The sequence below is a fragment of the Colwellia marinimaniae genome, assembly GCF_002207865.1.
GTDB classification, from domain to species: Bacteria; Pseudomonadota; Gammaproteobacteria; order Enterobacterales; family Alteromonadaceae; genus Colwellia; species Colwellia marinimaniae.
This window is the reverse complement of sequence record NZ_BDQM01000041.1, coordinates 1-13,784: the sequence shown is the minus strand read 5'-3', so window position 1 is coordinate 13,784 and position 13,784 is coordinate 1. Positions and strand designations below refer to the sequence as shown.

The window sequence follows — 13,784 nt, the reverse complement described above, 5'->3', positions numbered from 1 at the left end:
ATTATTGACTTATCTCTACACCTTTAATTTAATACACGTCTTTAAAAGCCCAACGATGTGCCGGGCTACTGAACTTGCCAAATTACTCTGTGGTAACAACAACCCCTTTGGCGCTGGTTTTATCCAGTTGACTGACATTAGATAGACCCAAATAAGCCGGTTGACGACTATCAAGGGAAAAGAACGGTGGTGTTGCCTTATCAGTAAAAGCACTGTGCCATTCAATAACAGCAAAATCATCTATTGCCAACTGAGTCGTGCTGCCATCAATGAGTTCAGCTTCAACCATAATGCGGTAACTTTTATAGCCAACTCTGGGTGAATTAAAATCGACTTCCACGCTTTGCCACTTATCACTCCCGGCTAGAACTAGGGTTTTGATTAAGTTTTTAGGGCTGTTTTTAAAAGCATCAAATAATTTTTGTCTGCTTTTTCTGCCCTGCCAGTAATAATGCAATTTAACCGAATTTTTGCTCAGATAGTTCGCTTTAATGGTCATCGGTCTACTGGCTGAATAAACCCGCCAAAAACTCTTCACACCAAAGGTCGTTGTTTGTTGCTTGTTCAGGGCTAAAGACATACTGGTATTACCGCTAGCTCCATAATTATTTAAGCTCATGATACTTCGATCAAAAAACAAACCACGTTCTGGGCTATCAAAGCTTGAAAAGCCTTCAAAATCACTGCCATTGATTAAGTTTTTCCCTAATCGATACTTTACTTGCTCGTTTGGTAAAGATACTGCACTTATTTGTTGATGCCAGGGTAAATGAGTCAAACTCGCTATTTTACTGCCCGGAGCAAAAGTCAGCTTATGTTGCATTGAGCTCTTTTTAACGAACGTCGGCTCAACTAGGTTAATATTAACTGACTTAACGGTTACTGACGCCGTTGTTGGCGTGATAACACCGTGACCACCTGATTGGCTAATATGGGTATTTCGCAGCTTAGAAAGCACGGTTAAACGCTTCATCACGGTATAACGATTGACCCCAGTTGCTGGGGTTGGTTTATAACCTTTGACATATAAAGGCACTATTTCCGCGCGATGGAATTTTCCTGCATCTAACCAAACATACAAGATAAAACTGTGTTGGGTGGCACTAAAATTCTGATCAAAGATGAAATTTCCCATTGAGTAAGCAATTAACTTATTGTTATATAACTCTAAACCTTGGCTTACATGAGGATGATGCGCAATGGCCAGCGCTGCACCATGATCTAATGCCGATTTTAATCGTTGCTCGGTAACGCCTGTTGGGCTACTGGCATATTCTTGACTGCCATGATATTGCACTATGGTGATTCTATCTTGACTTACTTCTTGCTGCACCGAGCTAATAATATTAGCCATCGAACCATAAGCAGCACCGCCATGTTGATGATTAGCGGTTTGTGTTGGCTCAGAGCGCCCTTCCCAACCGACATAAGCTAACATGGAAAATTCAGTATTATTGATTGTTTGACGATGTGCCTTTAACGCTTGTTGCTCATTCATGCCAGCACCAGAAAAATCCAGTGGACTTTCTTGTAAAAATGCTATGGTCGATGCCATGCCGGGTTCTAAGTAATCATAGGTATGGTTATTGCCTAAACTGACGTAATCAATACCCGCCCATACTAAAGCGTCAAGAATTTCAGGATGCGAATAAAAGGTAACCGACTTAGGCGCGCGTTCACCTGGATTTTTATCGGCTATTTGTGTTTCTAAGTTTACCGCCGCGTAATCAGCGATACTCATATAAGCTTTAATATGCTCAACAATTTTTTTGCTGTCTTTAAGCCGAGTTTCTGGATGAATCAAGATAGCATCACCAAAATAGGGCTTATAATAACGACGGTCCATCATCACATCACCGCCAAAAGCTAGCATTACTCGCTTAGCTTTTTTAGCCACTAGGGTGATATCAGCAAGTACGCCATGGCGATTTTCTGCGGACAAATAGAAAAGTTCATAATGACTAAAGGTTTGAATACTTTTGAAATAGTCTATTTTTGCAAAGCTAAGCTGATAAATAGCTTGTTGCGCCGATGAGTTAGTCACTGGGCTATCTATAGGCATGACAAAACGGCCCTGCTTATCACTGCTCACTGTTTTATTGTTTAGGGTGACATTTACCTCACTAAGGGGTTGTTGTGATTCATCCAGTAAAATACCGGTAATACTAAGACTTTGATTTGCAGTGACATTAGGTTGAAAACCCAAAGCGGCTAAGATAATTATTAGTGTTATAAGCTGTCGCATAGTTATTCCATGTTTTTTGCTAAAAAAGGCTTCAATGAAGCAATGTACTGACTAGTATTACCGAGTATAAACAAGCAAAAGCGCTCAACTACAGCAACAGCCATTCTTATCTATAGATAATACATAACCTAAGGGCATGACTTAAAAGTATGACTTAAAGGTAAAAATGAGTAACTCAGTTTTTAACTGAGTCACTCATTCGTTAGCTTGCCATGTTAGTTAGCTTGTTAGGGTTAATCGCTATTATTTGGCCATTTCGGCAACTACATCAGTAAATAGGCGAGTAAAGTCATTAAGGCCTTCATGCACAAGATCATCACTGATGGTCAATGCCGGTAAAAAACGAATAACATTGCCATAAAAACCACAGGCTAATAGTACTAAACCATACTTAGCAGTATTGGCAATAATGGCTTGGGTTAGCTCAGTATTAGGCTGTTCAACATCACCAGCACAAATAAGCTCTATGGCAATCATAGCGCCCTTGTTTCTCACCTCTAAAATCAGCTCAGGAAATTTATGTTGTAATTGTGACAACTGCTCGTTAAATAGTGCGCCAATGTGATTAGCGCGTGCTATTAAATTTTCTTCTTCAATAATATCAAGTACCGCCAACGCTGCAGCACAGGCAACGGGAGAGCCACCATAAGTTCCGCCCAATCCGCCAGGCAAAGGTGCATCCATAATGTTAGCTTTACCGACAACGGCAGCGATAGGGAAACCACCAGCAATACCTTTTGCCATGGTGATTAAATCGGGCTCAACATTGGCGTATTCAAAATTAAACATTTTACCGGTACGGGCAAAACCGGTTTGAATTTCATCGGCAATTAAAACAATACCGTGCTTATCACACAGTTGTCGCAACGCTTGTAAAAACTCGTTTGGCGCTTGATAAAATCCACCTTCTCCTTGGATAGGTTCAACAATAATGGCAGCAACATCGGTTGGCGCAATATCCACTTTAAATAGATTTTCAATGGCTTTAAGTGATTGCGCAACGGTAATACCGTGACAAGCAATTGGGAACGGTGCATGGAAGATATCACTGGGGAAAGGACCAAATAAATTTTTATAAGGGGTTATTTTACCGGTTAACGCCATGGTTAAATTGGTACGGCCATGAAAACCACCGTTAAAAGCAATAATGCCACGACGGCCGGTATGAGCACGCGCTATTTTCACACAATTTTCTACGGCTTCGGCGCCAGTAGAAACAAAAATAGCTTTTTTCTCTGAGTCGCCTGGGGCAATTGCCACTAACTTTTCTGCTAGTTCAACCGCCACTTCATAAGGGTTTACCATAAAGCAGGTATGACTAAATTTATCCAATTGTGCTTTTACCGCGGCAACAACTTTTGGGTGACTGTGACCGGTATTACACACGGCAATGCCCGTACCAAAGTCGATATAACGTTTACCTTCTACATCCCAAATCTCTGAGTTTTGTGCACGCTCGACATACACTGGGTACATATTGCCTTGCCCGCGGGCAATAACCTGGGTTTTTCTTTGTTGTAATTCTGCATTTGTCATTTTATTTACCTAGTTCAATTTTTCTATCAATCAACTGACCAGCACCATTAATATATCTACTTTAGTGCTGGTTTTTGTAATTTTTTACCCTGGGGTAAGCTATTTATCCAAGCCGCCCATACATAAATATTTGATTTCTAAATAATCGTCTAAACCGTACTTTGAGCCTTCGCGGCCATTGCCTGATTGTTTTACGCCACCAAACGGTGCCGCGGCATTAGAAATTATGCCTTCGTTGATGCCAATCATACCGAACTCTAAACCTTCCGCTACTCGCCAAATTCGGCCGATATCACGAGAATAAAAATAAGCCGCTAAGCCATATTCAGTATCATTTGCCATAGCAATCACTTCAGCTTCAGTGTCAAAGGCAATAATAGGTGATACCGGGCCAAATATTTCATTGGCAGCAATGGGCATATCGTTAGTAACATTGGTTAAAATAGTTGCTTGGTAAAAATTCTCACCGGCAGGATCTTTTTTACCACCGGTGATTAATGTCGCGCCAGCGGCAATAGACTGACTTACTAAGCTTTCCACATCACTGACCGCTTGCGCCGAAATCATCGGCCCTATGGTTACGCCGTCAACTAAGCCATCACCCAGGGTTAATTCACTAACCGCTTGGGCAAATTTTTCAGTAAATTGTGCCAGCACAGCTTGCTGTACAAAAATACGGTTAGTGCAGACACAAGTCTGCCCGGCATTACGGTATTTAGACGCCATAGCGCCCTGCACTGCGGCATCAATATCGGCATCATCAAAAACAATAAAGGGAGCATTGCCACCTAGCTCCATGGATACTTTTTTAACTGAGGTAGCACATTGGCTAAGCAAGGTTTTTCCCACTGCCGTTGAGCCGGTAAAGGTGAATTTTGCGATATCAGGGTGCTGTGTTAACACTTCGCCCATGCCGCGCGCATCTTCACCGACAACAACATTGAAGACTCCCGCAGGAATACCCGCTCTTTCAGCAAGCTCTGCCATAGCAAGCGCAGAAAGCGGCGTTTGTTTTGCTGGCCGTACCACAAAGGTACAACCTGCCGCCAATGCCGCCGCCGCTTTACGGGCAATCATGGCGTTAGGAAAATTCCATGGGGTAATGGAGGCAACAACACCAACCGGCTGTTTAATTACTATAATACGTTTGTCATTTGATGGCGCAGGAATAATATCACCGTAAACACGTTTACCTTCTTCAGCAAACCACTCTATAAACGAGGCGCCATAGGCAACTTCCCCCTTGGCTTCAGCTAAAGGTTTACCTTGCTCTAAGGTGAGAATTAGAGCTAAATCATCTATATTTTCCATCATTAAATCAAACCAGTTACGCAATAAAGTCGCTCTTTGGTTCGCAGATTTTGCCGACCACATCGCTAGAGCCGCTTTCGCAGCTTTTACTGCCAGCTTGGTTTCAACCACGCCGGCATTGCTGACCTTGATGATCTCTGCGCCATTGGCAGGATTGGTTACGGAAAACTCAGTGGCACTGCTATGCCAGCTGCCATTAATATAGGAAAAATTTTTCAATAATTGTTTATCAACTAAACCCTTCATAACCTACTCCTTCATAATTGTCTGTGTTTTGCTCTTTTCTCTATGTCCCTATTGAAACCCATAACAAACTCAGGTTAAATATAAAACATTAAACCTATTGTTTGGACTAGACCAAACTTATAAAGAAAATTATTTATGAAAAAAACCTCGATCATCCCCAAGCCAGTTACTGAGTATGACTTACGTTTATTGCGAATTTTCAGCTCAGTGGTTGAATACGGTGGTTTTGCTGCCGCAGAATTAGCATTAGGCATTACCCGCTCAACCATCAGTGTGCATATGTCTAACTTAGAAACACGGATGAAGTTAACGCTATGTCGTCGTGGTCGAGGCGGTTTTTCGTTAACCGAAGACGGCCAAGCGGTTTACCGAGCGGTAATAGAGTTATTTGATTCGCTCAATGACTTTTCCTTACTGGTCGGTACCTTGGGCAAAGAACTGAGTGGTGAATTAGTAATTTTATGCGCCGATCAACTAGACTCGTTTAAGCAGCAGAAACTGGCGCAAGTTATTCAACAACTGCACGATGACTCACCCAACTTACATATTGTTTTAGACGGTGATGCTATTGCCACCATTGAAAAGCAATTATTAAAAGATAAAGCCCATATCGGTTTATTTCCAAGTTATCAGCAGATAGAGGGCTTAAGTTATACTGCCCTGTCAAACGAGCCTATTTACTTATGTTGCGCGAAAGAACACCCCTTTTTTAGTCAAGTTGATAGTGCCATTTCAGAGCAAGCCTTAGCCGAAGTCGCGGCCATTCATCCTGGTATAGATATAGACAGTGAAGGTAAAGCGCAGTTAATGAAGCTAAATTTATCGGCTAAGTCATATCAGTTTGATACCCGTAAAGCCATGATCTTATCCGGCCGTTATCTTGGCTATATGCCACAAAGCTATATTCAAGAAGAATTAAACCAAGGTCAAATTCGTATCATTAAACCCAGTAGTCATACCTATCAATTTAACTTGTCCTTGGTGACAAAAAGATCACCCCGGGAAGTTAACAAGGTGAATTTACTTTGCGATATTTTCAAAAAAGTATTTCAAGTGAATTAACTCACGCCCATGCTATACCTTGAAAATACTGTGTCTATCAGGCCATAACCTTTATTTATGGGTGAACAAAACTTAAGTCTTTTCATTTTTTTAAAAAAAATTACATTATGGTAAGCCAAGATGATTAATAACGATTATAACAAGGTGATGATTATGGCTAATACCGACGATGCTCAAGAGCAACAGACCAATAACAACAATAAGCCAGTAGCTAGCTTGGCGACTAGCTCAGCAAAAATTTCTGCGACTAACTTAGCAAGTAATAAGCAATCAATGGCGAGTAACGATAACCAAGAAAGTGCTCCCTTAATGAGATACTTTGATTTTGATGAATGCAATTATAGCTATGTACTAGGTTATAACTAAAGCTACGACGAGAGCTGAACATATAACTGGATGAGTAACAGCCTATTTATAATCATCCGGCGGGTCTTCACCTTCGATATATCTGCCAGCGAAGATCCATCCTTAAAGCATACTTGGGCTAACAACTCACCTAAAAATAAATTAAGTCATTTTGTTAATATTGGATATTGGCTCGTTCTTTCCGTATAGGACTTATTGGGCTGGCTGCATGGTTGGTTGGTTGGTTGGCTAGAAAGATTAACGAACAATTAATGAATAGTTTATAAAGCAATGTCTAAGTATACCTAGATAAATCGTCTGAAAAAATACAATACTCTCCCTTTTTATTCTTCCTATAAATTAGCCAGCTGCAAACTAATGAAGAATAAAAGTTGCTTTAAGTTTTAGACTTGGCCACTCTTTTGCTATTATGGCGACTTTCCATCACGATAAGGCAGCACCACTGCGTGGCAGTTTTTCAACTTAGAGATTACCAACAAGAAGCCGTTGCTGCGGTGCTCAAACACTTCCGAAAAACCAATGAATCTGCAGTAATTGTTTTACCTACGGGCTCAGGTAAAAGTTTAGTGATCGCCGAGCTTGCTCGCTTAGCAAAACGAAAAATACTGGTGCTGACCCACGTTAAAGAATTGGTAGAGCAGAATCATCAAAAATACGAAACATATGGGGTAACTGCAGGTATTTATTCAGCGGGTTTAAAACTCAAAGAAACTCAACACCAAGTCACCTTCGCCAGCATACAATCGGCCGCCCGAAATCTACATGATTTCAGTGAGCCCTATTCATTAATTATTATTGACGAATGTCACCGGGTTAATCTGGCCAGCCCTGACACATCAAAAGACGAATTAAAAGGCACATCAAAAGCCGAATTGAAAGACAAGTCAAAAGATGAGTTAAAGGATGAGTCAAGCACTAACCAGTATCAACAAATCATTGAGAAATTGATGCAGGTTAATCCCGAGGTGAAATTATTGGGTTTAACCGCAACCCCTTATCGTTTAGGCATGGGCTGGATTTATCAAAAGCATTATCGCGGCTTCATCCGTAGTGAACAAAAACGGCCTTTTGATCGCTGTATTTATGAACTACCGCTGCGCTACTTAATTAAACGCAAGTATTTAACCGAACCCAACTTAGTAGATGCCACCATAGAGCACTATGACTTTAGTAGTCTTAGAGAAAACGCCTCGGGCGAATATAGTTCTACGGATATGAATCATCTCTTACATAAAAATCACCGGGTGACTCAAGGCATTATTGAACAGGTCATTGAGTTAGGGCATGAACGTCAAGGCATTATGATATTTGCGGCCACGGTTGAACATGCCAAAGAAATTTTTAGTTACTTACCCGCGACACTGAGTGCCTTAATTACCGGCGCCACCGACAGCACTGAGCGCGATAATTTAATTAAGGCATTCAAACGAAAAGAGATTAAATACCTGGTTAATGTTTCGGTATTAACCACTGGCTTTGATGCGCCCCATGTCGATATGATCGCAATATTACGGCCAACACAATCGGTTAGTCTCTATCAGCAAATAATCGGTCGTGGCCTGCGTTTGAGTGAAAACAAAAAAGATTGCTTGGTAATTGACTATACCGGCAATGATTTTGATCTCTATCACCCCGAAGTGGGTGAAAAAAAACCGAATAGTAACAGCCAGCCGGTACAAGTCGTTTGCCCAAGTTGTGAATTTCCCAATATATTTTGGGGCACCTGTGATGATGACGGTTATTTAGTTGAGCATTACGGCCGACGATGCCAAGGGCTCGTAGCTGAACCCAGTGAAGAGCAAGCAAAAGAGCGTCAATGTGACTATCGCTTTGTCTTTAAAGAGTGCCCGCACTGTGGGGGTGAAAATGATATTGCTGCTCGAACCTGTTTGCAGTGCTTCGAGGTATTAGTTGACCCCGATGACATGTTAAAAAAGGCCCTGCAACTTAAGGATGCAAAAATTATTCGCTGTTCTGGAATGAGTTTAGATGAGGTCTCTGACAAAGGAGCTGATAAGGGTGCTGGCAAGTTAAAAATCACTTACCATGATGAAGAAGGGGCTGAACTCAATGAATCGTTTGATTTTTCTAAACCTAATCAAGTTAAAGCCTTCAATGATATTTTTGCTAAACGCCTTAGTGTTAAAATTGGTGTGCAACTGGGCTCAACTGAATCATTTGAAGTGGGCAACCTGCAACAAGCATTGCAGCTAGCTAACGTATTGCCTTGTCCGGACTTTGTCATTGCCAGAAAACAGAAATATTACTGGCGTATTAAAAACAGAATTTTTGACTATCAAGGTCACTACCGAAAGGCCAATGAACTCAAATAAACTCATATAAGCAAGAATAAAATCGCTGCAGATAGACAATATTACCATCGAATTATTTCACCGGTTTCATGGCTGATTTTCGCAACAAAATTAGCTGTATAAACCAGGCTCTGTTGTAGTTTAGTGTGGGTGAGTAAACAAGCGATACGCATAAACCCATCCATGGGGCTCTGCACAAGCATCCATGCTTGTGAAGCTCGCTTTTATCACATCACCCAACACTCACTGTAAATCAAAGGGGTACGGCATTACCAACACCTAACTACAACATAGCCATAAACCAACAGATAGAGTATTACCTATATTAGTTCAAACCGTTTATAAATTATGCGTAGCCGCAGCTTAACTAAAGCAAGTTGAGTTTACTGTATAAATTCTCCGGCTAGAATATCTTGATACTGTGAATTTTCTATCACCAGAGTACCGTTAACAATCACCTGCTCTACGCCTACCGAATAATTATTCCACTGGCTAAAGGTTGCCTTAGGAGCAAAGGCTTGTTGATCAAAAACAATGACATCGGCCTTATAACCTACTTTTAACTTACCACGGTCACTAAGGCCCAGAATTTTTGCCGTTTTCGAGGAACTTCTATTGATAAACTCGGCCATAGTGAGTAACTTTTTATCGACCACATAGGTTTGGTATTTTTTAGGGAAACTGGCGTATTTTCTCGGATGACCGTTAGTGCCATCTGAGGAAGTAACCACCCAAGGTTGCACCATAAACCGTTCAACATCTTGTGGAGACATATTAAAGGATGCCACTCTAACCTCCCCTTCTAGCACTAACGCAATAGCGGTAGCAACAATCGGCAAATTTTTCAGCTCTGCGACTTGCAATAAATTCAAACCTACTAAGGTTTTATCGGTAAACTCGGTTATATAAAGCGAATCAGGGCCACCTCTGCGGCGAATATTTTCAGTGATCTCTTGGCCTAGCTTTTCAGCTAAATCCACTTGTTTTAAGCGTTGATGAAAAGCTTGTTTAGAATCTGCCATCACCCATTTAGGCATAACCGCACTACGCAGCTTGGTCCCTGATGCTAACCAGGGATATTGATCCGCAGATATCGAAGTACCATTTTTTTGCGCTTGAGTAATTATTGCTATTGCCTGCTCACTTTGCCCCCAAACATCAACGCCTAGTGCTTTTATATGCGCTAAATGCAGGTGAATATCGGCCTTGTCGGCAATATTAATGGCTTCAGCTAACGCGGCAGTAAAACCTATATTAAAGGTACTTTCATCACGTAAATGGGTGTCATAAATACCGCCATAGTGACTGGCAATTTTTGCTAAGCTGATCACTTCATCAGTATTGGCATAACTGCCGGGCACATAGTATAAACCCGTTGATAAGCCAATAGCGCCGGCTTGCATTGCCGTTGTTAATAGTGCCGACATTTCCTTGAGTTCTGCAGACGTCGCATAACGCTCGGCTCTACCCATCACTTGCTCTCTTAAACTGCCGTGCCCCACTAATAACGCGGTATTAGTGCCTATGCCATTGGCTGTTAATTTGTCTGCCATGGCCGCAATATCAACGGGGCCACCGCCGTCATTGCCATTAATTACTGTGGTGACACCTTGGGTTAAGTAATTTAAATTGTGGTTTTTATCTTTACTTAATAACTCACTCAAAGAATGGGTATGTGGGTCAATAAAGCCAGGACTAACAATTTTGCCTTTGGCATCAATTGTTTTTATCGCCTTAATACTGTGCTCACCACTAGGATATAAGCCGCAAATAATTTTCTGGCAAATGGCAATATCTAGTTGCTGTGCTTGGCTACTGTCACCGGTGTAAACCGTGCCGTTAATGATTAATAAATCAACCTTACTCGCAAACGTAGTTTGTATTGCACTTTGCCCATTATTTTCCACTTTACCTTCATCAAAGCAAGCCGTTAATAACGCTAAAGCGAGCGCTATAACGATGGTTTTTTTATTAAGTGACTTTTCAGCTATCACTTTCATAGCCAGAAATTTCACATCAAATATACTCATAAAAGGTCCTATTGTTTGTCATGGTCAACGTCTGATAACATATTAATCATCAGTATGTTAGCTGATTTAAAAGCAATAAGTTTTATCTTAGTACGATCGGTATTATCACCCATTTCATAGGTAATGGCATGAATACCAAACTTATCAGAGAAATACTGTTTAGACACACCTAAATCAGGATTATTACCGGGTCTTAGTACCACGTTAAAATTAGGCATTTGACGGTCGAGTTCAGCTAACCAATGTCTGACAAAATAAGCCTTTTCAATACCGTAATCAACTGGCATGGTATAAAAGATATCACTTTTGGTGGAGTGAAAATCTATCGCAAACTTTATTTTTTGTCCTTGAGCAACCAAATGCTGTAAATAGTCATTAATTAATCTTGTTTCAACTTGTGTGAAATCTACCCAGTCGCGGTTTAAATCTAAACCATTGGCATTACTACGCCAATTTCCCGCATCAACGCCATCTGGGTTTATGTTTGGGATAACTAAAACATTGTACTTTCTTAGAAAATAATTACTGAGTTCGCTACTTGATAGCAGTGTTTCTACAAAAGGAAATAGTGCCAAAGCACCGGTAACTTCTGGCGGATGTTGTCGGCCTAGAATAATCACCCATTCATTAGTCTGGGGATTTCTGCTTTCAATTTTATAGATAGGCCGCCCTTGTGTTGATAGCCCTAAGACACTGTGGGTAAAGCTATTTTCATCGGTTAATTTCTTAGCCCAATCTACATAATATTGATTATTAATGATTTCTTGGGCAGCAATAATAATCGGCTTAGGCGATGCTGTCACCTTCATAATTAAGCGCTTACCTTTTATCTTATATTTTTGCAGTTGCCAGGTTTTACCATCACGACTGATTTTTGGCGGATACCTATGATTATCACCACGAACTCTCATGGTGATTTTAATGTCAGTGTTTTGCTCAGCCTGTATTTTAAAAGCATACCAAGGGCTTGAATTTATCGGGGTATTTTCAGGGACTAAAATAATGTCGAATTCATTTTCAGCAACGCGCTTACATTCGTCCATACGGCCCGCGGCAAAGTTAGCGGTTAACCTGACCTTACCAATAGCGCAAGATTGATTCGTTATACTCGTTAGCTTAACGGGTTTAATTGCGCTAGTAAGTGAGGTTTCATCAGCCGAGCTTATGACACTAGCGGTTAGTTGCTCTGTTGTCGTGTTAGCAACAACAGACGGGCTTTCTTTTTCAATAACATGAGCAGTAGTACAAGAAAACAAGAATAGGGGTAATAACAACGAAGAAGTTTTCAATAATTTCATCATATTTTCTAATTGTTAGTTGCTTTGAATTAATATGGCTCGACTAGTATTAACTAACCGAGCCATAACGTTTATCGTTTACTTATAATGAATAAAGGCTAAAATTAATATGGCTCGACTAAAAAGTTTTGCTCAGATTCATGTACAAGTAACGACCACGGTTTGAATGATAATCACCCGAGTAACCATGCCAGTAATTATCGGCTACTGGCGGCTCTTCATCACCGATATTTCGAACGCCTATTCTTACATACGAACCCTCTAACATAGTACCTTCTGAGAATCTATAAGAGCCATACACATCAATAGTAGTGAAGCTATCTATAGGTAAAAACACTTTTTCATCATCAATTTTTACGTCCGTGCTGGTATCAATAAATTCACTAACATAATTTAGACTAACACCTGCGCCCCAACCATTAAATCGCCAGTTGAGTGAGCTTTTAGCGCGCCATTCTGGGCTACCATCTTGTAAGATTTGATCGCCTACCCCTTTAACTGTGACCTTCTCAAGGTTAGGGTATGTTGCTAAATCTTCTTGTGCGGCAAGTACCTTGGCTGAAATTTCATCAACAGAAACCTCATACTTAGATAAATACGCAGCATTAACGTTAAATTCAAAGTCACCAATGGCTGTTTCAAAATCATATACTATGCCAAAATCAATACCCGCCAGCTCTTGCTTGGAAGCATTTTTATATTTGTTTCGTACTTCGCTAACTGTACCATCAGTACCACGAATTACCGTAGGCTCACTTGAGCCTTGTTGTTGTAGGATATAATCATAGGCAATTACTGTGTCATAAGGTGTTAGGAAAACTAGGTTTTCTTGCTCAATATTCCAAGCGTCTATGGTGAAGGTTAAGTTGTCTGTCGGTTCAAAGATGATACCAAAAGAAGTATTCACACTGTCTTCTGACTCAAGATTTGAATTACCTAGACGGTTGTCAATAATGGCATAACTATCATCAAGTACCGGATCATATTTACTACTACGACGTGGCATACTGCTATTATCAGCACTTTGCTGTAAACCCGGTACTTTAAAACCACCGGCATAAGAGGCGCGTAAACTAAGCCAGTTGGTCGGTTTATAGAAGAAAGCAACTTTAGGCTTTAAGGCATCGCCAGCATCGGAGAAGTTTTCATAACGTGCGGCAAGTTGCACTTCTGCATACTGATCACCACTGTCAAGTAATGGCAAAATCACTTCCGCAAAGACTGAGCCAATATTACGACTTGCACTGGCATCTGAGGTGGCACTACTTCCATATAAAGAACTGTCATTAACCACGCCATAGCTGAGGGATCCCCATTTCTTTATCTGAATTGTGCATCCGCGCATGCCTTTAACCCTCCTAGTGCTAGAGCAATGTCA

9 protein-coding genes are annotated in these 13,784 nt (G+C 40.9%); 3 read left to right on the top strand and 6 right to left on the bottom strand.

The annotated features are described in order from the left end of the window. Positions 1 to 82: 82 nt before the first annotated feature. From MTCD1_RS16395 to MTCD1_RS16385, 3 genes are all read right to left on the bottom strand, one after another. A complete protein-coding gene (locus MTCD1_RS16395; protein WP_057180941.1) occupies positions 83 to 2,245 on the bottom strand; it encodes a CapA family protein in 2,163 nt (720 codons plus the stop codon). 243 nt (positions 2,246 to 2,488) lie between these two features. Beyond that, positions 2,489 to 3,781: a 4-aminobutyrate--2-oxoglutarate transaminase gene (gabT, locus tag MTCD1_RS16390; protein WP_057180940.1), complete on the bottom strand. Its 1,293-nt coding sequence runs from the start codon at positions 3,779 to 3,781 to the stop codon at positions 2,489 to 2,491. Positions 3,782 to 3,880: 99 nt separating this feature from the next. Beyond that, the gene (locus MTCD1_RS16385) at positions 3,881 to 5,338 is read right to left on the bottom strand and encodes an NAD-dependent succinate-semialdehyde dehydrogenase (protein WP_057180939.1); all 1,458 of its coding nucleotides are present in this window, start codon (positions 5,336 to 5,338) and stop codon (positions 3,881 to 3,883) included. Between the two features lie 135 nt (positions 5,339 to 5,473). Here MTCD1_RS16385 and MTCD1_RS16380 point away from each other — a divergent pair, with 135 nt between their 5' ends. The 3 genes from MTCD1_RS16380 to MTCD1_RS16370 all read left to right on the top strand — a co-directional run bounded on the left by MTCD1_RS16380 (position 5,474) and on the right by MTCD1_RS16370 (position 9,099). Further along, the gene (locus tag MTCD1_RS16380) at positions 5,474 to 6,400 is read left to right on the top strand and encodes a LysR family transcriptional regulator (protein ID WP_057180938.1); all 927 of its coding nucleotides are present in this window, start codon (positions 5,474 to 5,476) and stop codon (positions 6,398 to 6,400) included. Positions 6,401 to 6,553: 153 nt separating this feature from the next. Then, complete coding sequence (locus MTCD1_RS16375) at positions 6,554 to 6,766, top strand: hypothetical protein (protein WP_143760134.1); 213 nt, start codon at positions 6,554 to 6,556, stop codon at positions 6,764 to 6,766. A gap of 446 nt (positions 6,767 to 7,212) precedes the next feature. After that, a complete protein-coding gene (locus MTCD1_RS16370; protein ID WP_057180936.1) occupies positions 7,213 to 9,099 on the top strand; it encodes a DEAD/DEAH box helicase in 1,887 nt (628 codons plus the stop codon). Positions 9,100 to 9,461: 362 nt separating this feature from the next. On the opposite strand, the gene MTCD1_RS16365 is transcribed toward MTCD1_RS16370, so the two are convergent. The 3 genes from MTCD1_RS16365 to MTCD1_RS16355 form a co-directional block, all read right to left on the bottom strand. Next, positions 9,462 to 11,108: an N-acyl-D-amino-acid deacylase family protein gene (locus tag MTCD1_RS16365; RefSeq protein ID WP_057180935.1), complete on the bottom strand. Its 1,647-nt coding sequence runs from the start codon at positions 11,106 to 11,108 to the stop codon at positions 9,462 to 9,464. 8 nt (positions 11,109 to 11,116) lie between these two features. Next, positions 11,117 to 12,406 carry a M14 family metallopeptidase gene (locus tag MTCD1_RS16360; RefSeq protein ID WP_231733015.1) on the bottom strand — a complete coding sequence of 430 codons (1,290 nt, stop codon included), beginning with the start codon at positions 12,404 to 12,406 and terminating at the stop codon, positions 11,117 to 11,119. Positions 12,407 to 12,524: 118 nt separating this feature from the next. Continuing rightward, entirely contained in the window at positions 12,525 to 13,751 is a 1,227-nt protein-coding gene (locus tag MTCD1_RS16355; RefSeq protein ID WP_082606489.1) for a TonB-dependent receptor domain-containing protein, read from the bottom strand. Between the last annotated feature and the right edge of the window lie 33 nt (positions 13,752 to 13,784).

Excerpts from the sequence above, each read along its gene's own strand:
- MTCD1_RS16395 (WP_057180941.1), bottom strand. The coding sequence starts at position 2,245 with ATGCGACAGCTTATAACACTAATAATTATCTTAGCCGCTTTGGGTTTT.
- MTCD1_RS16380 (WP_057180938.1), top strand. The coding sequence starts at position 5,474 with ATGAAAAAAACCTCGATCATCCCCAAGCCAGTTACTGAGTATGACTTA.
- MTCD1_RS16375 (WP_143760134.1), top strand. The coding sequence starts at position 6,554 with ATGGCTAATACCGACGATGCTCAAGAGCAACAGACCAATAACAACAAT.
- MTCD1_RS16385 (WP_057180939.1), bottom strand. The coding sequence starts at position 5,338 with ATGAAGGGTTTAGTTGATAAACAATTATTGAAAAATTTTTCCTATATT.
- MTCD1_RS16360 (WP_231733015.1), bottom strand. The coding sequence starts at position 12,406 with ATGAAATTATTGAAAACTTCTTCGTTGTTATTACCCCTATTCTTGTTT.
- gabT (WP_057180940.1), bottom strand. The coding sequence starts at position 3,781 with ATGACAAATGCAGAATTACAACAAAGAAAAACCCAGGTTATTGCCCGC.
- MTCD1_RS16365 (WP_057180935.1), bottom strand. The coding sequence starts at position 11,108 with ATGAGTATATTTGATGTGAAATTTCTGGCTATGAAAGTGATAGCTGAA.
- MTCD1_RS16355 (WP_082606489.1), bottom strand. The coding sequence starts at position 13,751 with ATGCGCGGATGCACAATTCAGATAAAGAAATGGGGATCCCTCAGCTAT.